Annotated in this window: 19 protein-coding genes; 13 read left to right on the forward strand and 6 right to left on the reverse strand. The window is 61.8% G+C overall.

What is annotated here, in order from left to right; all coding sequences use genetic code 11:
* Positions 1-112: 112 nt before the first annotated feature.
* The gene (locus U9R80_RS23145) at positions 113-520 is read left to right on the forward strand and encodes an HPF/RaiA family ribosome-associated protein (RefSeq protein WP_301840160.1); all 408 of its coding nucleotides are present in this window, start codon (positions 113-115) and stop codon (positions 518-520) included.
* A 62-nt stretch (positions 521-582) separates the two neighbouring features.
* Here U9R80_RS23145 and U9R80_RS23150 read toward each other — a convergent pair whose 3' ends face one another.
* The gene (locus tag U9R80_RS23150) at positions 583-987 is read right to left on the reverse strand and encodes a hypothetical protein (protein ID WP_301840159.1); all 405 of its coding nucleotides are present in this window, start codon (positions 985-987) and stop codon (positions 583-585) included.
* A complete protein-coding gene (locus U9R80_RS23155) occupies positions 984-2,402 on the reverse strand; it encodes a PAAR domain-containing protein (protein ID WP_301840157.1) in 1,419 nt (472 codons plus the stop codon). The genes U9R80_RS23150 and U9R80_RS23155 overlap by 4 nt, the downstream gene beginning before the upstream one ends.
* Positions 2,403-2,738: 336 nt before the next feature.
* On the opposite strand from U9R80_RS23155, the gene U9R80_RS23160 reads away from it, so the two are divergent.
* Positions 2,739-3,032 carry a DUF3509 domain-containing protein gene (locus U9R80_RS23160; protein ID WP_301840156.1) on the forward strand — a complete coding sequence of 98 codons (294 nt, stop codon included), beginning with the start codon at positions 2,739-2,741 and terminating at the stop codon, positions 3,030-3,032.
* On the opposite strand, the gene U9R80_RS23165 is transcribed toward U9R80_RS23160, so the two are convergent.
* Entirely contained in the window at positions 3,001-3,471 is a 471-nt protein-coding gene (locus U9R80_RS23165) for a phosphate-starvation-inducible protein PsiE (RefSeq protein WP_301840155.1), read from the reverse strand. The two genes, U9R80_RS23160 and U9R80_RS23165, sit on opposite strands and share 32 nt — an antisense overlap.
* A gap of 170 nt (positions 3,472-3,641) precedes the next feature.
* Entirely contained in the window at positions 3,642-4,823 is a 1,182-nt protein-coding gene (gene hmpA, locus U9R80_RS23170) for an NO-inducible flavohemoprotein (protein WP_301840153.1), read from the reverse strand.
* 154 nt (positions 4,824-4,977) lie between these two features.
* Here hmpA and norR point away from each other — a divergent pair, with 154 nt between their 5' ends.
* Positions 4,978-6,531: a nitric oxide reductase transcriptional regulator NorR gene (norR, locus tag U9R80_RS23175; protein ID WP_301840151.1), complete on the forward strand. Its 1,554-nt coding sequence runs from the start codon at positions 4,978-4,980 to the stop codon at positions 6,529-6,531.
* A gap of 80 nt (positions 6,532-6,611) precedes the next feature.
* A complete protein-coding gene (locus U9R80_RS23180; protein ID WP_301840148.1) occupies positions 6,612-7,511 on the forward strand; it encodes a chemotaxis protein in 900 nt (299 codons plus the stop codon).
* 802 nt (positions 7,512-8,313) lie between these two features.
* On the opposite strand, the gene U9R80_RS23185 is transcribed toward U9R80_RS23180, so the two are convergent.
* Entirely contained in the window at positions 8,314-9,732 is a 1,419-nt protein-coding gene (locus U9R80_RS23185; RefSeq protein WP_324804099.1) for a PAAR domain-containing protein, read from the reverse strand.
* 439 nt (positions 9,733-10,171) lie between these two features.
* Here U9R80_RS23185 and U9R80_RS23190 point away from each other — a divergent pair, with 439 nt between their 5' ends.
* From U9R80_RS23190 to U9R80_RS23230, 9 genes are all read left to right on the forward strand, one after another.
* Positions 10,172-10,483: a hypothetical protein gene (locus U9R80_RS23190; protein ID WP_301842812.1), complete on the forward strand. Its 312-nt coding sequence runs from the start codon at positions 10,172-10,174 to the stop codon at positions 10,481-10,483.
* Positions 10,462-11,229 (forward strand): YkgJ family cysteine cluster protein, encoded by a 768-nt coding sequence (locus U9R80_RS23195; RefSeq protein WP_301842813.1) that lies wholly within the window; start codon positions 10,462-10,464, stop codon positions 11,227-11,229. The genes U9R80_RS23190 and U9R80_RS23195 overlap by 22 nt, the downstream gene beginning before the upstream one ends.
* A gap of 195 nt (positions 11,230-11,424) precedes the next feature.
* Complete coding sequence (locus U9R80_RS23200) at positions 11,425-12,591, forward strand: efflux RND transporter periplasmic adaptor subunit (protein ID WP_301842814.1); 1,167 nt, start codon at positions 11,425-11,427, stop codon at positions 12,589-12,591.
* On the forward strand, positions 12,588-15,689 hold the full coding sequence (locus tag U9R80_RS23205; RefSeq protein ID WP_301842815.1) for a multidrug efflux RND transporter permease subunit: 3,102 nt from the start codon (positions 12,588-12,590) through the stop codon (positions 15,687-15,689). Before U9R80_RS23200 ends, U9R80_RS23205 begins: the two co-directional genes overlap by 4 nt.
* A gap of 9 nt (positions 15,690-15,698) precedes the next feature.
* Positions 15,699-16,373: a heavy metal response regulator transcription factor gene (locus U9R80_RS23210; protein ID WP_274114953.1), complete on the forward strand. Its 675-nt coding sequence runs from the start codon at positions 15,699-15,701 to the stop codon at positions 16,371-16,373.
* Positions 16,348-17,727, forward strand: a complete 1,380-nt coding sequence (locus U9R80_RS23215) for a heavy metal sensor histidine kinase (protein WP_301842816.1) — start codon at positions 16,348-16,350, stop codon at positions 17,725-17,727. Before U9R80_RS23210 ends, U9R80_RS23215 begins: the two co-directional genes overlap by 26 nt.
* Positions 17,728-17,921: 194 nt before the next feature.
* Entirely contained in the window at positions 17,922-18,146 is a 225-nt protein-coding gene (locus U9R80_RS23220; RefSeq protein ID WP_028944672.1) for a hypothetical protein, read from the forward strand.
* 206 nt (positions 18,147-18,352) lie between these two features.
* Positions 18,353-19,687, forward strand: a complete 1,335-nt coding sequence (locus tag U9R80_RS23225; protein WP_301842818.1) for an OprD family porin — start codon at positions 18,353-18,355, stop codon at positions 19,685-19,687.
* Positions 19,688-19,840: 153 nt separating this feature from the next.
* Positions 19,841-21,334 carry a sensor domain-containing diguanylate cyclase gene (locus U9R80_RS23230; protein ID WP_301842869.1) on the forward strand — a complete coding sequence of 498 codons (1,494 nt, stop codon included), beginning with the start codon at positions 19,841-19,843 and terminating at the stop codon, positions 21,332-21,334.
* Here U9R80_RS23230 and U9R80_RS23235 read toward each other — a convergent pair.
* On the reverse strand, positions 21,331-21,807 hold the full coding sequence (locus tag U9R80_RS23235) for a PA2169 family four-helix-bundle protein (protein ID WP_301842819.1): 477 nt from the start codon (positions 21,805-21,807) through the stop codon (positions 21,331-21,333). The genes U9R80_RS23230 and U9R80_RS23235 overlap by 4 nt on opposite strands.
* Positions 21,808-21,928: the final 121 nt, after the last annotated feature.

The raw sequence follows: 21,928 nt of genomic DNA on the forward strand, positions 1-21,928 counted from the left end.
GGGTTGAAAAGTTGCGCCAAGTGCCTGACCTTGTAGTCAAGAGGCGATGAGTTCCATCGGCCGCAACGGCCCATCGATTCTCTTGCGAGCTAGCTGAATAAGGGATTGAACTATGCAAATCCAAGTCAATAGCGACAACCATATTCAAGGCAACATTCGTCTGAACGAATGGGTCCGTAGCACACTGCAAAGCACGCTCGAACGTTATGAAGAAGACCTCACCCGCATTGAGGTCCACCTGCGCGACGAGAATGGCGACAAGCCAGGCCTGCATGACAAACGCTGCCAGATGGAGGCACGCCCAAAAGGCCATCAACCGATTTCCGTAACCCACAAGGCCGCTTCGCTGGACGATGCCGTCGACGGCGCCGCCACCAAGCTCACCAACGCCCTGGAACACTTCTACGGCAAACTGCGCAGCAAACGCGCCGTGACCCAGCAAAGCGCCAGCGACGGCAGCACAGATGGGCTGCTACAGGAAGAATTCCTGGAGAATGAACAAGCGCGCAGCATTGGCTGAACGCCATAACGCAGACGGTAAAAAGGCGAGCCCGGTGGGCTCGCCTTTTTTGCTTTTCACCATCAATTCTTGCCTTCAGACAGCTCGTACAAGCCCAGCCCTATAAGCACCCACACAGCCCCGATTACCGTCAGCCAGAATGATGCAATCATTCGATATTTGAGAGATGCGGGGAAAACGCGCAACTCATCGGCGTCAAACAATCCTCTTTGAATGCCAATCCTTGGAAAAACCATCGCCGCACACACTGTATTAACAAGGTAACAACGGGACACCAGGCTTTTGGTGCCCCAGAAAGGCATTTGCTGCTCAAGCCAAAGGCTGCTCTGAAGCGCTGCGAGCATGGTATTGAAGTCACGACTGCAGGCTATATATGCGCCCAATGCCACACCGGCCATGCTGATCAAAAATGGCGCTATGCCGAAAGCGATCTGAAGGTTTAACGGCCAGCTGTTGATATCAATCATTTCTGACCCTCATAGATACTCTCACCTACTTTCTCCCCTAAAGCTCCACCGCTCACGCCTCCCGCAATCGAGCCACCGCCAACCAAAACAATGCCGCAGACGGCCCCTCCGACCCCTCCCGTAGCAGCCGCTACAACTCCACAGACTACATACGCTGTATAACCTCCGAGATAGGCACCCGCTACGCTGCCACCAATTCCCCCAGTCAAGCTTCCAGCTTCAGTAAAACGAATCTTCTGGCATTCTTCGGTCTCCCCGGCTCGACAAGCTTCTTTCACTTTTAGCAATGACGCACCGCCCCCCAAAGCAATGCCAACATACCCACCGTACTTGAGATACTTCGCTGCCTTCGCCACTTGATCCAAATGCGTTGCATATCCCGGAATCTGGCCCGGCCCACCTGCGCGGCTCCAGTGATGCACAAGGCTTTTAGTGGAAATCCCCAGATCACGGCGCAAGGTGTCATAGCTTCCTAGATTCAGGTATTTATTGAGGAAGGCACTCTTCAATTGGGCATCAAGGTTCTTACGCAATTGCTGACGCGCCGCGAAGAAGTCCGGACTATTCAGATGACCATGAACAGCGAACGAACGCTGATGCAACTGCTCAATCGCGCGCAAAGTTTCATCAACTTGCTGCAGCCCTCGCCCAAGCATGGCCGTGCCAACCCCCATTGACAGGCTCGCATCCTCCAACAACCCAGCAATCTCCCCTTGGTACTTGACCATGAAGTCGGCCTCGGCCTCGCTAAGCTCCGCCAGCGCTTCGCGCACTTGGGCAGCGGCGCCCATCAGTTGGGCTTCTTCGCGGGTACATGCCGTACCCTTGTCCGGATCGCCGAGGATGAAGAGTTCACCGGCCTTGAAGCCCTGGCTGAAGGTGGGGTTGAGCCGGTGCAGGCCAGCCGAGAGGTAGGGGTTGCCCAACCGGGCCAGTACCTGCGGACCAGACATGCTGCGGGGGACGATATAGAAGCCGGGCTCCAACGTGCCAGGGGTGGCGGACATGACTGGCGTGGCATGTCGGGTACCCGCGAAGCTGGACGCTGGCGAGGGTGATGAAACTGCTGACGCCGGGTTAGCGGCTTCAGCAGATGACGACGACGCCGGCCCCCCAGGCCCGATCCATTCTCCCAATGGGGCAACCAGCCTGTTGGTACCCGGCGGACAACCGCAGCTAACCAGCATGCCGTCCAGCGCAACCGGAATGCCCTGAAAGGTGAAGCGCGAGTCCCCCTCGACGATGGTGCCCGGCTTGCTGCACTTCGGACAGGGGGTGGTGCTATCGCCCCGGCGCAGCACGCCGCGTCCGGAATGGGCTGCCTGCGGCAAGCTGCTGATGCACGTTGCCCCGCTCGTGGTCTTGTCGCCGTGAAGTCCTTCACCGCGACCGAACATATTGGCGCGCTTGCCCATTCACCACCCCACGGCCAGAAAATGATCTGCCGACGGCGCGCCGGGGTGCATTGCAGGGTGATTATTCCTTGTCATGTAGAGGTTCCTTGGGCAAATGAAGCCCGGAACCTAGCACGCCAGATTCAGCCTTCTGTTCAGGCAAAGGCGAAACAGAATCCTCCTACAAAGTTTTCAGAATGCCGTCTCGGTAGGAACGGGCTTGCCCCGCGATGGCGGTGTAACGCTCAGATCGCTGTCGCGGGGCAAGCCCGCGCCTACACGTCATTCGGCGGGCGTGCTGAACCAAACTCGCTTGCACCCGGTCAATCTCTGCATGTATTCACCAGGTGAAGCACCATGTTCAACCCCTTCAAACTGATCAACGAGGCTTTCGCCTCGCGCTACCGGGTCAATCTGAGTATCGAGCGGCTCGACGGCAGCATCATGCTGACCCTCTCCACCGATCAGGGCGTGGTTGCCAAGCGCTTGATCAACCCCGCCCAGCGCAACGACCCCAAACGCCTGCAGCGGGTGATCGACAGTGTGCAGTCCGGCATCGCTGTCGAGCATAGCGTGCCCGTGCTTGCCCACGTAGCCAGCCGCCGTCAGGCCGGGAAGGTCATTTGCCTTCCTCGATCTCCTTTCCATTAGCATCGATGGCTTTGGTCGACGGGTAGCGGTACGAGGCGTAGCGCACCACCAGGATGGCGAACGCCAGCAGCAGGATGCCGCCGCACACATACAGCAGGCCCACATCCGGCGCCTTGTGGTGCGACACGTCGCCGATCAGCAAACGGGTCAGCGCGGTGATGGCCACATACAGGAGGAAGCGGATCGGCATGTGGTTGGTCTTGAAGTAGATCCCCACCATCGCCCCAAGCTCGAGGTAGATGAACAACAGCAAGATGTCATCGACACTGATGCCGCCCTTGTGGAGCATGTCGATGAAGGTGGCCACCGCCGCGTAGGCGGTGATCGCACCGATGCCGAACAGGGCCAAGTAGTGGAACGCCTCGACGCAGAGGTTGCCCAGCGAGTCGGCCGAGCCATGCAGGCCTTTGCGCAGTTTGTCAGCCCATTTGATGTTCACGATGTGGTTTCCTTGATACGGCTTGAAGGATGATGCGGCACGCGCATGACGCTTTGTCTGCATGCAGTAAAAAGGCCAGGCACCCTGCTTGAGAAGGCGACCAAATGCCGCAAGGCACAGCCATCGCTGGCTGTGCCTTGTCCGTTCAAGCGTGTATCAGGAAAACCGCATCATTCCAGGGCAGAGGCCGGGCCGAAGAATTCGTAGCGGCTCTGCTTCTCTGGCACGCCCAGGCCCTTGAGGTGGCCCTTGATGGTGGCCATGAAGCCTTTGGGGCCGAGGAAGTAGGCGTCCAGGTCGCGTTCCTGCGGCAGCCACTGACCCAGCTGATCGGCACTGAGCAGGCCGACCGCATCGGCAGGCGCGCTGACACCGTCGTCTTCGGCGTAGCAGTAGAAGCGCTTGACCTGCGGGTGACGCGCCGCCAGTTCGTCGACCCAGTCACGGAAGGCGTGCACCGCGCCGTTGCGCGCGCAGTGGATGAAGTGCACCAGACGACCGCTTTCCAGCGCCGCTTCGAGCATCGGCAAGGTTGGGGTAATACCCACGCCGCCGCTGATCAACACCAAAGGCTTGTCACTGGCGCTGAGGGTGAACTCGCCCGATGGCGGGAACAGTTTCAGCGTATCGCCCACCGCCAGTTGCTCGTGCAGGTAGTTGGAAACCTTGCCACCGGCTTCGCGCTTGACGCTGATGCGGTACTGGCCGGCATCGCTCAGGGCCGACAGCGAGTAGTTGCGACGCTGCTCTTCACCGTCGATGAACAGCTGCAGGCCGATGTACTGGCCAGGCTCGGCCTTGAGAATCGCCCCGCCATCGGCCGGTGCGAAGTAGAACGAGACGATCTCGCTGCTCTCTTCGACCCGCTCTACCAGTTTGAAGTCGCGCGCCCCGCGCCAGCCGCCTGGCGCTTCGGCTTTCTGGGTGTACATGTCGGCTTCAGCGCCGATGAGGATATCGGCCAGTTGCTGATACGCCGCGCCCCAGGCAGCAATGACTTCAGGCGTGGCGATTTCCTTGCCGAGCACTTCTTCGATGGCACGCAGCAGGCAGCTGCCGACGATCGGGTAATGCTCCGGCAGGATCTGCAAGGCCACATGCTTGTTGATGATCTGGCCGACCAGGCCGCCCAGTTGTTCCAGCTGGTCAATGTGCCGGGCATACATCAGCACGCCGTTGGCCAGGGCACGGGGCTGGTCGCCACTGGCCTGGTGGGCCTGGTTGAACAGCGGACGCACTTCGGGGTATTCGCTGAGCATCAGCTTGTAGAAATGGGTGGTCAGCGCCTCACCACCGCTTTCCAGCAGGGGAACAGTGGCTTTGACGATCGCACGATCCTGGGCATTGAGCATTGAATGACTCCTGAGCCTGTGGCTTCTTGATGAATGCGTGGGTTATTACAGGTTCCGTGCCAACTTTAAAAACCTTATAAATCAATAAGTTATAAATTAATGAGTCAAAAAGACCATTGCTGTGATATAGTCATTTCGACTAACAGGAGTCTTTATGACTGCAAAATCCCTGCTCACCGCCCTGCTGCCCCTGGTCAGCGACCTGTCCCGCGACTTGCCCGAGCGCGAGCGCTATCGACGCCTGCTCGAAGCCATGCGCAGCCTGCTGCCGTGCGACGCCGCCGCGCTGCTGCGCCTGGACGGCGAGTGGCTGGTGCCGCTGGCGGTGGATGGCCTGAGCACCGACACCCTGGGGCGACGCTTCAAGGTCAGCGAGCACCCGCGCTTTGCTGCCATTCTCAGCCGCAGCGAACCCACCCGGTTTGCCAGCGACAGTAACCTGCCCGACCCTTACGACGGCCTGGTCGAAGGCCTGCACCATCACCTGGAAGTCCACGATTGCATGGGCTGCCCGCTGTTTGTCGATGAACAGCCCTGGGGCCTGATTACCCTGGATGCCCTCGACCCGGAGCAGTTCCAGCAAGTCGAGCTCGATGCCTTGCAGGCCTTTGCAAGCCTTGCGGCGGCCACGGTGAATGTCGCCGAGCGCATCAAGCGCCTGGCCCTGCGCGCCGAAGATGAACACGAACGCGCCGAGGTCTATCGCCAGGCCAGCGGCCAGCAGCACAAGGAACTGATCGGCCAGAGCAAGGCGCACAAACGTCTGCTCGAAGAAATCCAGCTGGTGGCCAGCAGTGACCTGACCGTGCTGATCACTGGCGAAACGGGCGTGGGCAAGGAGCTGGTGGCCCAGGCCATTCACCAGTATTCGGCGCGGGCCGACAAACCCATGATCAGCCTCAACTGCGCCGCCCTGCCCGATACCCTGGTCGAGAGCGAGCTGTTCGGTCATGTGCGTGGCGCGTTCACTGGCGCAGTGGGCGAACGTCGCGGCAAGTTTGAACTGGCCAATGGCGGCACCCTGTTTCTCGACGAGGTGGGTGAGCTGTCGCTGACCGTGCAGGCCAAGCTGTTGCGGGTGCTGCAGAGCGGGCAGTTGCAGCGCCTGGGGTCGGATCAGGAACACCGGGTGGACGTACGCCTGATCGCCGCCACCAATCGCGACCTGGCCGAAGAAGTGCGTGCCGGCCGCTACCGTGCCGACTTCTACCACCGCTTGAGTGTTTACCCGCTGCAAGTGCCGCCGCTGCGTGACCGTGGCCGCGATGTGCTGCTGCTCAGCGGCTACTTTCTTGAACAGAACCGCTCGCGCATGGGCCTGGGCAGCCTGCGCCTGAGCGCCGAAGCCCAGGCCGCCCTGCTGGCCTACGACTGGCCCGGCAACGTGCGCGAGCTGGAGCACCTGATCGGCCGCTCGGCGCTCAAGGCCCTGGGCCAGCACCGTGAGCGACCGAAGATCCTCACCCTCGACGCCACCGACCTGGACCTGCGCCCGGTCGAGCCCTCCACCCTCACCGCCCAGGCGCCGCAAGCCGTCGATGCACCGTTGCCCGCAGGTGACCTGCGCCAGGCCCTGGACGACTACCAGCGCCGGCTGATCCAGGCGAGCCTTGAACGCCATGACCACAACTGGGCCAGCTGCGCCCGCGAACTGGGGCTGGACCGGGCCAACCTGAGTCGCCTGGCCAAGCGCCTGGGTCTACGCTGATTTGGCCTGAATGATTAAAGCCAGGCATCGGCGGGTCGATAACCCGGCAACCCCCCAATGAATCTGTCCTGAAGGTGCCTATGGCCACGCAAAACGCTCGCGCGGACTCGCTGTCGCTGCTGCTGTTCACCCTGCGCAGCGGCAAGCTCATGGCGATCAACCTGCTCAAGGTCAGTGAAATCATCCCCTGCCCGCCCCTGACCCGACTGCCCGAGTCGCACCCCCACGTCAAAGGCGTGGCCACCTTGCGCGGCAATGCGCTGTCGGTGATCGACCTGTCACGGGCCATTGGCGAACGCCCGCTGGAAGACCCCGCCGGCGGCTGCCTGATCGTCACCGACATCAGCCGCTCCAAGCAGGGCCTGCATGTGCAGGCGGTGAGCAAGATCGTCCATTGCCTGAGCACCGACATCAAGCCGCCCCCCTACGGCTCGGGCAGCAAGTCGTTCATCACCGGCGTGACCCGGGTCGACAACACTTTGGTGCAGGTGCTGGACATCGAAAAGGTCATCCACGGCATCGCCCCGCCCACCCACGATGTGCTCGGCAGCGAACTGAGCGGTGAAGACGCCGCCGCGCTCGCCGCCACCAACATTCTGGTGGTCGATGACAGCCAGGTCGCCCTGCAGCAATCGGTGCACACCCTGCGCAGCCTGGGCATCGAATGCCATACCGCGCGCAGCGCCAAGGATGCGATCAACACCCTGCTGGAGCTGCAAGGCACCGACCGGGAAATCAACGTGGTGGTGTCGGACATCGAAATGTCGGAGATGGACGGCTTTGCCTTCACCCGCACCCTGCGCGAAACCCCGGACTTCAAGCACCTGTACGTGCTGCTGCATACCTCGCTCGACAGCGCGATGAACAGCGAAAAAGCCAGGGATGCCGGCGCCAACGCAGTACTGACCAAATTCTCCTCACCCGAGCTCACCGACTGCCTGATTGTCGCGGCCCGGGCGGTAGCCTTCGCCGAACACTGAAGCATCCGCGGCGTGCACTGCGCTTAATACAGACGGTAAAAAGGCGAGCTCCGTGGGCTCGCCTTTTTTGCTTTCCACCATTAAATTTTGCCTTCAAACAGCTCGTACAAACCCAGTCCTATAAGCACCCACACAGCACCGATTACCTCAGCCAGAATGATGCAATCATTCGATATTTGAGAGATGTGGGGAAAACGCGCAACTCATCGACGTCAAATAATTTTCTTAGAATTATATTTTGACTCTCGGAACACCTGAACACAAAATTCTCCTCGCCAGAAACTACACACGGCCATCAGGATAACCTCCAAATAATTAACCTTTGGCCACCCTCCCCAACGCCTAAACCGCCTGCGAGTCCTCCCGCGCCTGTAAATACCATTATGGTTCTACCACCTCAATTAACGCTCAGATAATTCAACCAGTCCCACTGCCAGAGCCAGCCAAGTAATACCAACCATGACAAGCCAGAACGAAGCAACCAGCCAATGCTGAAGGTAACTAGGGAAATTACGAACATCGTCAAAATTCACTAATCCTTTTCGGATGCTATAGCTCTTCCAAGTCAAGAAGCCACTGATACCTGCTACCAGGTTAAGCCGTGAAGTCAATACAACAACCCCATATTTATAGCACTGCACGCTCGGCCAAGTACTATTTGGCATTGCTGCAAGCATAACTCTAAAGTGACGACTACAGGCTATATAGTATTGAATGACAACCCCTATAAGGCACATCACAAAGGGAGCACCAACAAGTATTAACTGACAATCAAGACACCAAGAATAAAAATTGAACACCATTATTCCCACCGTTGGTAAATTACATCAGCAGCAATTTCCCCTCCTTTTCCTCCCAATACTCCAACAGCCAATGAGCCCACCCCAACCAGGACAATTGTACATATCGGAACACCCACCGGGCCGGTAATAGCTACCGCCGCACCACAGACAAAACCGGCAACAACTTTTCCAGCAGATGCACCGGCGGCTCCTCCGACCAATGCCCCCGAAAAGCTCCCCGCTTCAGTAAACCGAACTCTCTTACACTCCTCTGTTTCCCCCGCCCGACAAGCCTCCTGCACATTAAGCACCGACGAAACACCCCCAAGCGTAATACCCACATACCCACCGTACTTGAGATATTTCGCCGTCTTAGCCACCTGATCCAAGTGCGTGGCATACCCTGGAATCTGCCCCGCTCCACCGGCGCGACTCCAGTGATGCACCACGCTTTTGGTAGAGATCCCCAGGTCACGACGCAAAGTGTCGTAACTACCGAGGCTCAGTTGCTTGTTAAGAAAGGCACTCTTCAATTGAGCATCAAGGGTCTTGTACAACTCTCGGCGCGCCGCGAAGAAATCCGGGCTGTTCAGATGCCCGTGAAGTCTGAAGGAGCGCTGGTGCAGTTCCTCCAGGGCCCGCAAAGTACCTTCAACCTGCCGCAAACCTTGACCCACCATGACGGCGCTGATGCCCATTGACTGACTCGCGCCCGCCAACAACCCAGCAATCTCCCCTTGATACCTGACCATGAAGTCGGCCTCGTCCTCGCTAAGCTCCGCCAGCGCTTCGCGCACTTGGGCAGCGGCGTCCATCAGTTGGGCTTCTTCGCGGGTACAGGCCGTACCACTGTCCGGATCGCCCAGGATGAACAGTTCACCGGCCTTGAAGCCCTGGCTGAAGGTGGGGTTGAGCCGGTGCAGGCCAGCCGAGAGGTAGGGGTTGCCCAACCGGGCCAGTACCTGCGGACCGGACATGCTGCGGGGGACGATATAGAAGCCGGGTTCCAACGTGCCGGGGGCGGCGGACATGGCGGGCGCGGCGTGTCGGGTACCTGCGAAGCTGGACGCTGGCGAGGGGGATGAAACTGCTGATGCCGGGTTAGCGGCTTCAGCAGATGACGACGACGCTGGTCCCCCAGGCCCGATCCATTCTCCCAATGGGGCAACCAGTCGGTTGGTACCCGGCGGACAGCCGCAGCTAACCAGCATGCCGTCCAGCGCAACCGGAATGCCCTGAAAGGTGAAGCGCGAGTCCCCCTCGACGATGGTGCCCGGCTTGCTGCACTTCGGACAGGGGGTGGTGCTATCGCCCCGGCGCAGCACGCCGCGTCCGGAATGGGCGGCCTGCGGCAAGCTGCTGATGCACGTGGCCCCGCTGGTGGTCTTGTCGCCGTGAAGCCCTTCACCGCGACCGAACATATTGGCGCGCTTGCCCATTCACCACCCCACGGCCAGAAAATGATCTGCCGACGGCGCGCCGGGGTGAATTGCGGGGTAATTATTCCTTGTCATGTAGAGGTTCCTTGGGCAAATGAAGCCCGGAACCTAGCACGACAGATACAGCCTTCTGTCTAGGCAAAGCTGAAACAGAATTTCCCTACAACGCTCTCAGAACTCCACCTCGGTAGGAGCGGGCTTGCCCCGCGATGGCGGTGTGCCAGGCGCCTTCTTGCCGGGAAGGTCATTTGCCTTCCTCGATTTCCTTTCCATTAGCATCGATGGCTTTGGTCGACGGGGAGCGGTACAAGGTGTAGCGCACCACCAAGATGGCAAGCGCCAGCACCAGAAGGGAATCAAAGCATCCGCGGCGTGCACTGCGCTTGAATGTGCCTGAACCTCAGGCACAATCGGGCCCATTGTCGACCGAGGTACCGCCATGAAAGCCTTTCTCTTCACCCTGCTCGGCTGTGCGCTGTTGAGCACCGTCGCCCAGGCCTCCAGCGACCAGGCCTGGAACGAACACACCACGCAGATGAGCCAACGCTGCATCGCTGCCAGCGGCCTGAAAGACGTCAAGGCCGTGGGCAAGCCCGCCGAGTTCGACGACCGCGTCGGCTACAGCGTCCTGCTGCTCGAAGGCCGTTACCCGCAAAAGCACATGAACAACCGCAAGGGCAGCGAGCTGTGCCTGTTCAACAAGCAGGATAAAACTGCCTTTGTCACCGAATGGGCGCCCGGCAAACCGTGAATAACGCTCAGACCCGCGACATCCATTTCGACTGCACCGGTTGCGGCAAATGCTGCACCGGCCATCACGTGCCCCTGACCCTGAGCGAAGCCCGTCAATGGACCGGCTCCGGTGGCCAGGTGATTGTCCTGGTCGAAGCCTTCATGGCCGATGGCCTGGGCTTGCCGGCCGATCAGCGCGAGCATGCCCTGCGCCGTTCCTTTGCCGTCCCTTGCGGCAGCACCGAGGCGCATGTAGCGATCACCTTCGCCGCCTTCAACCCGGAGCGCTGCCGCAACCTGGACGCGGACGACCGCTGCACCATCTACGAGATCCGCCCGCTGGTGTGCCGCATCTATCCGATGGAGATCAACCCGCACATACCGCTGCGCCCCGAAACCAAGGACTGCCCGAGCGAGGCCTGGCAACGCGGGCCGGTGCTGATTCACGGCACCCGGTTGGTGGATCATCGCCTGGCAGAACTGATCGAACGTTCGCGCCAGGCCGACCGCGACGACATCCGTGACAAGGTCGCCATCTGCCAGGCCCTGGGTATCGACACCAGCGCCCTCAAGGGCAACGGCTTTACCGCCTACCTGCCCAACACCCAGGCGCTGGATCAGGCGCTGCGGCAAGTAGATGCCACGGCTGAAATCTCCGCCTGGACCCTGCATGTGGTCGATCCCGCCCTATGTGAACAACTCAGCGCCAGCGGCGCCCAGGTACGTAGCGAAGCCGCCGACTACTACAGCTTCATCGGCTTCTGACCTGCCGGTGGAAGCGGGCTTGCTGTAGGAGCGGGCTTGCCCCGCGATAGCGATGTGACAGAAATACCGCTATCGCGGGGCAAGCCCGCTCCCACAACAAGCCCGCTCCTACAACTGACAGCGCTGTCAGTTGGCGGTCACTCTGCTGACCCGATCGGAAGGCTATAAAGTAGGCATCGCCCTGAGATTTCACCTATGCGTATCCACTCCCGCTCCGTTGTGATCTGCGCCGTTCTGTTCGCCCTGGCAGGCGCCGCCTTTTGGTTGTACGGCCGCTCGGGCGAGGAAAAAGCCGTGCACAGCCCGGTCATTCCCGTGCGCGTGGTCGCCGTCAAGCAGCAGGACGTTCCGCGCTATGTCAGCGGCATCGGCTCGGTGCTGTCACTGCACAGCGTGGTGATCCGTCCCCAGGTCGAGGGGGTGCTGACCCGTCTGCTGGTCAAGGAAGGGCAATGGGTCAAGCAGGGCGATCTGCTGGCCACCATCGACGACCGTGGCATCCGCGCCAGCCTCGAACAGGCCAAGGCGCAACTGGGCCAGAGCCAGGCCCAGTTGCAAGTGGCCGGGGTCGATCTGAAGCGCTACAAGCTGCTCAGCACCGACAACGGCGTGTCGCGCCAGACCCTCGATCAGCAGCAAGCCCTGTTCAACCAACTGCAAGCCACGGTGCTGGGCAATCAGGCAGCGATTGCCGCCGCTCAGGTGCAGTTGTCGTATACCCAGATCCGCTCGCCGGTCACCGGCAGGGTCGGTATCCGCAATGTCGACGAAGGCAATTTCTTGCGGGTGGCCGATGCCCAGGGATTGTTCAGCGTCACCCAGATCGACCCCATCGGGGTCGAGTTCTCGTTACCCCAACACATGCTGCCGACCCTGCAAGGGCTGCTCAAGGCGCAATCCCCCGCGGCCGTGCAGGCCTATCTGGAAGGCGACGGTGACAGTGGCGGCACCTTGCTCGGTGAAGGCCGGCTGACCCTGATCGACAACCAGGTGGCGGCCAACACCGGCACCATCCGGGTCAAGGCCGAGTTCGCCAACACCGATGCCCGACTCTGGCCCGGCCAGTTGGTGACCCTGAAGCTGCAGACCGCCCTGGACCAGAAGGCCCTGGTGGTTCCGCCCCAAGTGGTGCAGCGCGGTATCGACGGGCACTACGTGTACCGCGTGGTGGGCGACAAGGTCGAAAGCGTGCCGGTCAAGGTGCTGTACCAGGACAGCACGCTGAACATCGTCGCCGGGGTCAACAGTGGCGACACACTGGTCTCCGATGGCCAGTCGCGGCTCAAACCCGGTGCCACCGTCGAAGTCGCCGCCCAAGCACCGCCCCCGCAAGACGTTGCCGAACGCCAGGTGCAGCCATGAAGGCCCGGGGCTCGATTTCGGCCTGGTGCATCGACCGCCCCGTCGCCACCCTGCTGCTGACATTCGCCCTGGTGCTGCTCGGGGTCATCGCCTTTCCGCGCCTGCCGGTCGCGCCCCTGCCGGAGGCCGACTTTCCGACCATCCAGGTCAGCGCGCAACTGCCCGGCGCCAGCCCGGAAACCATGGCCTCCTCGGTGGCAACGCCCCTTGAAGTGCAATTCAGTGCCATCCCCGGCATGACCCAGATGACCTCCAGCAGCGCGCTGGGCTCGACCAACCTGATCCTGCAGTTCAGCCTGGAAAAAAGCATCGACACCGCCGCCCAGGAAGTTCAGGCGGCCATCAACACCGCCACCGCCCGCCTGCCCCAGGACATGCCCAGCCCGCCGACCTGGCGCAAGGTCAACCCGGCCGACAGCCCGGTGCTGATCCTCACCGTCAGTTCCGCGCAAATGCCGGCCAACGAACTGAGCGACTACACCGAAACCCTGCTGGCCCGCCAACTGAGCCAGATCGATGGCGTGGGCCTGATCAACATCACCGGCCAGTTGCGCCCGGCAATTCGCGTACAGGCGCAACCGGAAAAACTGGCCGCCCTTGGCCTGACCCTGGCCGACCTGCGCCAGGCCATCCAGCAAACCAGCCTGAACCTGGCCAAGGGTGCGCTGTATGGCGAGAGCAGCGTCTCCACCATCGCCACCAACGACCAGCTGTTTCACCCCGAGGAATACGCCCAGCTGATCGTCTCGTACCGCGACGGCGCCCCGGTGCACCTGAAGGATGTCGCCAAGGTCATCGATGGCGCCGAAAACGCCTATGTCAAAGCCTGGTCCGGCGAGCAGCAGGGCCTGAACCTGGTGGTGTTCCGCCAGCCCGGGGCGAACATCGTCGATACCGTCGACCGGGTCATGGACGCCCTGCCCGGCCTTGAACAGATGCTCCCGGCGGCGGTGCAGGTGTCGGTGCTCAACGACCGCACCCAGACCATCCGCGCCTCGCTGCACGAGGTAGAGATCACCTTGATGATCGCCGTGGCCCTGGTGATCGGGGTCATGGCGCTGTTCCTGCGCCAGTGGTCGGCGACGCTGATCGTCTCCAGCGTGCTGGGGGTGTCGCTGACCGCCAGCTTCGCCCTGATGTACCTGTTCGGTTTCAGCCTCAACAACCTGACCCTGGTGGCCATCGTGATCGCCGTGGGCTTTGTGGTCGATGACGCGATAGTGGTGGTGGAAAACATCCACCGGCACCTGGAGGCCGGTGACGGCATGCGCGAGGCCGCGATCAAGGGCTCCGGGGAAATCGGCTTCACCGTGGTGTCGATCAGTTTCTCGCTGGTGGCGGCGTTCATTCCGCTGCTGTTCATGGGTGGCGTGGTGGGCCGCCTGTTCAAGGAATTCGCCCTCACCGCGACCTCGACCATCCTGATTTCGGTGGTGGTTTCGCTGACCCTGGCACCCACGCTCTGCGCCCTGTTCATGCGCCGCCCCGAGCACGGCGAGCAGCACAAGGTGGGCTTCGGCGAACGCCTGCTGGGCGGGTACGAACGGGCGCTGGTCAAGGCGCTGGCGCATCAGCGACTGATGATGGGCATTTTCGGTATCACCCTGGCCTTGGCAGTGGTGGGCTATGTGCTGATCCCGAAAGGTTTCTTCCCGGTCCAGGACACAGGCTTCGTGCTCGGCACCAGCGAAGCGGCGGCCGACATCTCCTACCCCGACATGATCAAGAAGCACCAGGCCCTGGCCAAGGTCATCGAGGCAGACCCTGCGGTGCGCGCCTTCTCCCATGCCGTGGGCGTGACCGGCAGCAACCAGACCATCGCCAACGGCCGTTTCTGGATTGCCCTCAAGGACCGGGGTGACCGCGATGTGTCGGCCAGCGAATTCATCGACCGCCTGCGCCCGAAACTGGCCAAGGTGCCTGGGGTGGTGCTGTACCTGCGCGCCGGCCAGGACATCAACCTGAGCTCCGGCCCCAGCCGCAGCCAGTACCAGTACGTGCTCAAGAGCAACGATGGCGCGGCGCTGAACCTCTGGACCCAGCGCCTCACCGAGCGGCTGAAAGCCAACCCGGCATTCCGCGACCTGTCCAACGACCTGCAACTGGGTGCCAGCGTTACCCGCATCGACATCGACCGCCGCGCCGCCGCGCGCTTCGGCCTGACCACGGCCGATGTCGACCAGGCGCTCTACGACGCGTTCGGCCAGCGGCAGATCAGCGAGTTCCAGACCGAGACCAACCAGTACAAGGTGATCCTCGAACTCGACGCCCGCCAACGCGGCAAGGCCGAAAGCCTCAACTACTTCTACCTGCGCTCGCCGCTCACCGGCGAGATGGTCCCGCTGTCAGTGCTGGCCAAGGTCGCAGCGCCCAGCACCGGCCCGTTGTCGATCGCCCATGACGGCCTGTTCCCGGCTGCCAACCTGTCATTCAACCTGGCACCGGGCGTGGCCCTGGGCGATGCGGTGCAGATCCTTGAACGTACCCAGCGCGAACTGGGCATGCCCGACTCGATCATCGGCAACTTCCAGGGCGCGGCCCAGGCGTTCCAGAGTTCGCTGTCGAGCCAGCCCTGGCTGATCCTCGCGGCGCTGGTGGCGGTGTACATCATCCTCGGCGTGCTCTACGAGAGCTTCGTCCACCCCCTGACCATCATCTCCACCCTGCCCTCGGCCGGGCTCGGCGCCCTGGCGCTGCTGTGGTTAAGCGGTCAGGACTTCAGCATCATGGGCCTGATCGGCATCGTGCTGCTGATTGGCATCGTCAAGAAGAACGGCATCCTGCTCATCGACTTTGCCCTCGATGCCCAACGCACCCTGGGCATGAGCCCCGAGCAGGCCATCCACCAGGCGTGCCTGACGCGCTTCCGGCCGATCATGATGACCACCCTGGCGGCCTTGCTTGGCGCCGTGCCGCTGATGTTCGGCGTCGGTGCCGGCGCCGAGCTGCGCCAGCCCCTGGGGATTGCTGTGGTCGGCGGCCTGTTGGTCAGCCAGGCGCTGACGCTGTTCACCACACCGATCATATACTTGGCCCTGGAGCGCCTGTTCCACCGGCGTCGGGCGCCCCAGGGCCAGGCGCAGCCCACTGCCAGTTGAGAACCGATCATGCGTGTGCTGATTATCGAAGACGAAGAAAAGACCGCCGATTACCTGCATCGCGGTCTCACCGAGCAAGGTTTTACCGTGGACCTGGCGCGCGATGGGATCGACGGCCTGCACTTGGCCCTTGAAGGCGACTACGCGGTGATCGTGCTCGATGTCATGCTCCCGGGCCTGGACGGCTATGGCGTATTGCGTGCCCTGCGGGCGCGCAAGCAGACACCGGTGATCATGCTCACCGCTCGCGAGCGTGTGGAAGACCGCATCCACGGCCTGCGCGAAGGGGCCGACGACTACCTGGGCAAGCCGTTTTCCTTCCTTGAACTGGTCGCCCGCCTGCAGGCCCTGACCCGCCGCACCGGCAACCAGGAGCCCGTGCAGATCCAGGTGGCGGACCTGTGGGTCGACCTGCTCAGCCGCAAGGCCAGCCGCGCCGGCCAGCGCCTGGACCTGACCGCCAAGGAGTTCTCGCTGCTCAGCGTACTGGCGCGGCGACACGGTGAAATCCTCTCCAAGACGGCCATCGCCGAGCTGGTCTGGGATATCAATTTCGACAGCGACGCCAATGTCGTGGAAGTCGCGATCAAGCGTCTGCGGGCCAAGCTCGACGGCCCCTTTGAAACCAAGCTGCTGCACACCATCCGAGGCATGGGCTATGTTCTGGAAAACCGTGCCGACTAACTCCGTTGCCCTGCGCCTGAGTGCCTTGTTCACCCTGGTGGCGCTGGGCGTGTTCCTGGTCATTGGCACCGCCCTGTACAAGCAAGTGGACCGTAGCCTCGACCTGCTCCCGGCGGCGGAGCTGGAGGCGCGCTTCAGCGTGCTGGAGTCGTCCCTGACCCGCTATGACACCCGCGAGCACTGGGTCAAGATCACCAACAAGCTCAACCTGCTCAGCGAAGAAGACCGGCGCATCCGCTTCTGGGTGGTGAGCGACAACAGCCCCTTTGAATACGGCCACCCCGATGACCCGGTGCGCGCCTTCGCCCAAGGCCCGGTGGGCATGCGCGACCTGCGCCTGGCCAGCAGCCCCTACCCGTACAAAGTGCTGGTCAGCGAACTGCCGGCCATGGGCAATCGCCCGCCGCTGCGCTTTCTGATCGCCATCGACACCGAAGCCTTCGGGCAAACCCAGCACACCTTGCTGGTGGCGATCATCAGCCTCTCGGTGTTCGGGGTGCTGCTGGCCTCGCTGCTGGGCTACTGGGTGGCGCGGGTGGGGCTCAAGCCGCTGCGCACGCTCTCGGCCGAAGCGCAAAAGCTTGCACCGCCCCGCCTGAGCGGCCGCCTGCAGCAAGCTGACCTGCCACCGGAGCTGGCGCAATTCGCCAGCGCCTTCAATTCCACCCTGGAGCGCGTCGACCAGGCCTATACGCGCCTGGAGGCGTTCAATGCCGACGTCGCCCATGAGCTGCGCTCGCCACTGACCAACCTGATCGGCCAGACCCAGGTCGCCCTCACCCGGGGACGCAGTGCCGAGCACTACTTTGAGGTGCTGCAGTCGAACCTCGAAGAACTCGAACGCCTGCGCACCATCATCAACGACATGCTGTTCCTGGCCAGTGCCGACCAAGGCAGCAAGGCCACCGCCTTGACCATGAGCTCGCTGGCCGAAGAAGTGGCGGCGACCCTCGACTACCTGGATTACATCCTTGAAGACGCCCAGGTGCAGGTTGAAGTGAGCGGTGATGCCCAGGCGCACATTGAAAAGGCCCAGTTGCGCCGCGCCCTGATCAACCTGCTTAACAACGCCGTGCAGCACACCGCGCCCGGGCAGGTGATCCAGGTGCACATCGAACAGCAGGACGGGCAGATCAGCATTGCCGTGAGCAACCCGGGGCCGGCAATTGAGCAGGAACACCTGCCCATGCTGTTCGAGCGTTTTTACCGCGTCGATGCCGCCCGCACCAGCGGCGGCGGCAACCATGGCCTGGGGCTGGCCATCGTCAAGGCCATTGCCCTGATGCATGGTGGCAGCGTCTTCGTGCGCAGCCAGGCGGGGGCCAATACCTTCGGCATTCTGCTGCCCCTCTAAAAACGGACCGTAGGAGCGGGCTTGCCCCGCGATGCGATGTGTCTGCGGGATTGCTATCGCGGGGCAAGCCCGCTCCTACAACTGTTACCTTTGACGCAATAGTACTTCTCGAAAAAGTAACTGTTTCTGGCGAGGCTTTGGGACTAATTTACGCACACCTACTTAACACTTGCTCCGCAAGAAGGTTGTTGCAAATGTCCAACAGTATGGGTATTGCCAGCGTATTCGCCCTGTCTTCCCTGTTATTGTCCCCCCTGGCCATGGCCGAAGAATCCCAGGCGTTCGTTGCGCAAAATGCTGCCCGTGCCGCCGTCCACGATCAAGCTCGCCAGGCCTTCGCCGCCGAGCAGGGACAGTCGACAAAGCCCGCAGAACAGACCGCTTCCAAGGTTTCTTCGAGTGACGCTGCCGACAGCTGATCACCCCCAGGTTTCATCCGTCTACTCCCATGATGCCCGCACAGGTGACTTGAGCGCCTGTGCGGTTGTCTTTCAAAGCCGCTGCCTGTCAGCGGCTTTTTTTTTGCGTGTCGAAAAGTGCCAGTGAGCTGGCCCGTTTGTTCATAACAAGATCGTTTTTCGCACAATAAGAATTGCCTTACCTTCACCTCAAGGAGTCCATACCGGTGAACACTGCGTTACGCTTCACCCCCCTGTTCGTTGCAATGGCTGCAACGATCCCCTTCAACGCCCAGGCCAACGAGGATCAGGCCGACGGCTTTATCGAAGGGTCGAGCCTGAACGTGCATGCACGCAACTACTACCTCAACCGCAATCAGTTGAACCGTGGCGTGAATGACAATCGGGAATGGGGACAGGGTTTTCTCGGCAAGTTCGAGTCTGGCTACACCCAGGGCACGCTAGGTTTCGGCCTGGACGCCCATGCCATGCTCGGCCTGAAGCTCGATGGCGGCGCCGGCACTTCCGGCTCCAGCATTCTGCCGATCAATACCCAGGGCGATGGCGAGCCAGGCAAGGCGCCTGATTCGTTCTCCACCGCGGGCGCGGCGGTCAAGCTCAAGGCATTCGACACCGAGCTCAAGGCCGGTGACCTGTTCCTGACCAACCCGGTGATCGCCGGTGGTGAGTCGCGCATGCTGCCGCAGACCTTTCGCGGCGTCAGCCTGACCAACAACAGCTTCGATGGCCTGATGCTCGAAGCGGGCCAGGCCAGCTTCACCAAGCCCTACAACCAGAGCGGTCACCGCCGCATCGACACCTTCTACGGCGCCCTGCCGGATGACCGCGAAAGCCGTCACCTGAACTGGGCCGGCATGGCCTGGAGCGGTGTGCCCAACCTGACCTCCAGCCTGTACGCCGCCGAGCTCAAGGATATCTGGAACCAGTACTACTTCGACCTCGACTACACCTGGCAGGTGAGCGACCTGGTGAGCCTGAACCCCGGCCTGCACTACTACCACACCCAGGACACCGGCCAGGCACTGCTGGGCACTATCGACAACAACACCTACAGCCTGCACTTCACCGTCAACCTCGGCTACAACAGCCTCACTGCGGTGTACCAGCGGGTCAACGGCAACACCCCGTTCGACTACATCAACCAGGGTGACAGCGTTTTCCTCGACAACTCGCAAATGTACTCGGACTTCAACGGCCCGAACGAGCGCTCGTGGAAACTCAAGTACGCCTACGACTTCGCAGGCCAGGGCATTCCCGGCCTGACGTCGGTCATCTCCTACTCGCGCGGCGAGCTGGACCTGACCAAGGTCGATCCCAACAGCGTTGGCTATGGCGAGCACTGGTACAACCCCGAGGGCAAGAATGCCCAGCACTGGGAACGTGACTTCGATGTGCAGTACGTGTTCCAGGAAGGCAGCCTGAAGGACCTCTCGGTACTGCTGCGCTGGGCCAGCCACCGCGGCAGCCAGGGGTACTCGCAGATCGACAACGACGTCGACGAGTACCGGGTGATCGTCGACTACCCGCTGAACATCTTCTAATCTCCCTCCTGCAAGGGCTGGCGCAGGCCGGCCCTTTCCGTCGGCTGGTAGCCATTAAGTTCTTGTTCGACAATGTGGCGGCACCTAGAATACCGCCGCCGCGTAACCACGCCGCGACTCCTCTGACGGTCTTCCGCTGCAGCGCCCATGACTTTGCCCAACCGATCCCAGCGATCTGCCCTGTACAAGTCTCATCCGGAGCTGATCCTGAACCTGGGCAGTTGCCTTGCGGTGCTCGCCATTGTGGCCATCGTCACCTACCTGGTGATGCGTGAACGCATCAACATCGAACAGAGCGCCGCGCGCTCGGCGAGCAACATTGTCCAGTTGATCGAAAGCGACATCGTGCGCAACGTCGAGCTCTACGACCTGTCATTGCTCGGCCTGATCCGCGCGGCGAAGCAGCCACTGCTGCAAGGGCTTCCTGACGAACTGCGCCAGCAGCTCTACTTCAACCAGGCCTTCACCACCCCGGTACGCGGCGACATTCTGTTGATCGACGCCCAGGGCAATGTGGCAGCCGACTCCACCAGCGTGGTGCCGCGCCAGGCCAATTTCGCCGACAGCAAAGTATTCCAGGCCCATCGCCAGAACCCCGATACGGGGCTGGTGATCAGCCCGCCGTTCAAGGCCCGCCTGGGCAGCCTGAACTGGTGCATCAGCTTCAGCCGGCGCATTTCCGGCGCCAACGGCGAATTCGTCGGCGTAGCCGCCGGCGCCATGCGCCTGTCGTATTTCACCGACCTGTTCAAGCGCCTGGACATTGGCCGCGACAGCAGCATCAGCCTGCTGAACACCGACGGCGTGCTGCTGGCCCGTCAACCGAGCAGCGAAGACGATCCGCTGATCGGTGCCAACTTCTCCGACCGTCCCAATTTCAAACGCTTGCTGGCCGATGGCAAAGGCAGTTTCGCCGGCCACTCCGGCACCAGCGGCCAGGCCAAGCTCTACACCTTCGCCCGGGTGACCGAACTGCCGCTGATCGTGGTGGTGGCGCGCTCGGCAGACGAGATCTTTTCTTCGTGGCGGCGCACCGTCCTGCTGGTCGGCTGCGCCACCGGCGTGCTGTGCATCGGCATCCTCTGGCTGACCTTGCTGCTGGGCCGCGAGTTGCGCCGTCGTCACAGCGCCGAACAAGACCTGGCAGAGCTGGCCGCCACCGACAGCCTCACCGGCCTGGCCAACCGCCGCCAGCTCGATCAAGTGCTGCGCCGTGAATGGTCACGGGCCCAACGCAATCACCGCCCGCTGGCGGTGTTGATGGTGGATGTCGATCACTTCAAGGCCTTCAACGAGCGTCATGGTCACCAGGGCGGCGACGAAGCCTTGCGCGAGGTGGCTGCCGCTATCGCTCGCAGCATCCGCCGCCCGGCGGACCTGGCGGCGCGCTACGGTGGCGAGGAGTTTCTGGTGGTCTTGCCCGAGACCGAACGCCACGGCGCCCAGACCCTGGCCGAGCGCATCCGCAGCAGCGTCGAGGGGCTGCCGCCCTTTGGTGATGACAGCGTGCCAGTGACCGTCAGCATCGGTATCGGCTGCTACACGCCAGGCGCCCAGCAAGATCTCGCGACCTTGCTGGGCTGTGCCGACGATGCGCTCTATTGCGCCAAGCGCAACGGCCGCAACCGGGTAGAGACCGCCGACTAAGAGCGGGCCCGGGCGGTATTGCGCAGCGCCTTGACCTGATCATGGTTGCGCTGCACACCGTGGTACTGGCGCTCGACCAGGGCATACACCTCACTGCCCGGCGCCATGGTCAGCTTGGTGAGTTTTTCCAGGGCGTCCTTGTAGGCCTTCAGGGCATGATCTTCGCCGCGCTCCACCTCGTTGAGCACCGCTTCTTCATCCTTGCCGGTCAGCATCGACTTGAGATTGACCCAGCCACGGTGCAGGTCGCCGCTGACGCTGGTGGAGGTTTCCGGATCACCGCCCAGGGCGCGGACCTGATGCTGAAGCTCGGAGGCTGCAGTGCCGCATTCACCGGCGCGTTGCAGGAAATAGGTTTTCAGCTCGGGGTTCTTCACATCTTCGGCAGAGGTTTTGAAACCCTTCTCGCCATCCTTGCTGAACTCGATCAGTTCATTGAGCACCGAGATAACGTCTTTGTTGGGGCTGGTCATGGCACGACTCCTTTGCATGGAAGAAAGATGCAGGGATACGGAGCAGTGTTCGTGCCAGTCCTTGATTAAGGATTTTTTATATTATTTTCAATAAGTTACGATTTACTGAACGTTCCAGCCC

Source organism: Pseudomonas sp. JQ170C (assembly GCF_035581345.1).
GTDB lineage: Bacteria > Pseudomonadota > Gammaproteobacteria > Pseudomonadales > Pseudomonadaceae > Aquipseudomonas.

Bases quoted from the DNA above. Each gene is read 5' to 3' on its own strand.
- U9R80_RS23145 (WP_301840160.1), top strand. From the start codon at position 113: ATGCAAATCCAAGTCAATAGCGACAACCATATTCAAGGCAACATTCGT.
- U9R80_RS23150 (WP_301840159.1), bottom strand. From the start codon at position 987: ATGATTGATATCAACAGCTGGCCGTTAAACCTTCAGATCGCTTTCGGC.
- U9R80_RS23155 (WP_301840157.1), bottom strand. From the start codon at position 2,402: ATGGGCAAGCGCGCCAATATGTTCGGTCGCGGTGAAGGACTTCACGGC.
- U9R80_RS23160 (WP_301840156.1), top strand. From the start codon at position 2,739: ATGTTCAACCCCTTCAAACTGATCAACGAGGCTTTCGCCTCGCGCTAC.
- hmpA (WP_301840153.1), bottom strand. From the start codon at position 4,823: ATGCTCAATGCCCAGGATCGTGCGATCGTCAAAGCCACTGTTCCCCTG.
- norR (WP_301840151.1), top strand. From the start codon at position 4,978: ATGACTGCAAAATCCCTGCTCACCGCCCTGCTGCCCCTGGTCAGCGAC.
- U9R80_RS23180 (WP_301840148.1), top strand. From the start codon at position 6,612: ATGGCCACGCAAAACGCTCGCGCGGACTCGCTGTCGCTGCTGCTGTTC.
- U9R80_RS23185 (WP_324804099.1), bottom strand. From the start codon at position 9,732: ATGGGCAAGCGCGCCAATATGTTCGGTCGCGGTGAAGGGCTTCACGGC.
- U9R80_RS23190 (WP_301842812.1), top strand. From the start codon at position 10,172: ATGAAAGCCTTTCTCTTCACCCTGCTCGGCTGTGCGCTGTTGAGCACC.
- U9R80_RS23195 (WP_301842813.1), top strand. From the start codon at position 10,462: ATGGGCGCCCGGCAAACCGTGAATAACGCTCAGACCCGCGACATCCAT.
- U9R80_RS23200 (WP_301842814.1), top strand. From the start codon at position 11,425: ATGCGTATCCACTCCCGCTCCGTTGTGATCTGCGCCGTTCTGTTCGCC.
- U9R80_RS23205 (WP_301842815.1), top strand. From the start codon at position 12,588: ATGAAGGCCCGGGGCTCGATTTCGGCCTGGTGCATCGACCGCCCCGTC.
- U9R80_RS23210 (WP_274114953.1), top strand. From the start codon at position 15,699: ATGCGTGTGCTGATTATCGAAGACGAAGAAAAGACCGCCGATTACCTG.
- U9R80_RS23215 (WP_301842816.1), top strand. From the start codon at position 16,348: ATGTTCTGGAAAACCGTGCCGACTAACTCCGTTGCCCTGCGCCTGAGT.
- U9R80_RS23220 (WP_028944672.1), top strand. From the start codon at position 17,922: ATGTCCAACAGTATGGGTATTGCCAGCGTATTCGCCCTGTCTTCCCTG.
- U9R80_RS23235 (WP_301842819.1), bottom strand. From the start codon at position 21,807: ATGACCAGCCCCAACAAAGACGTTATCTCGGTGCTCAATGAACTGATC.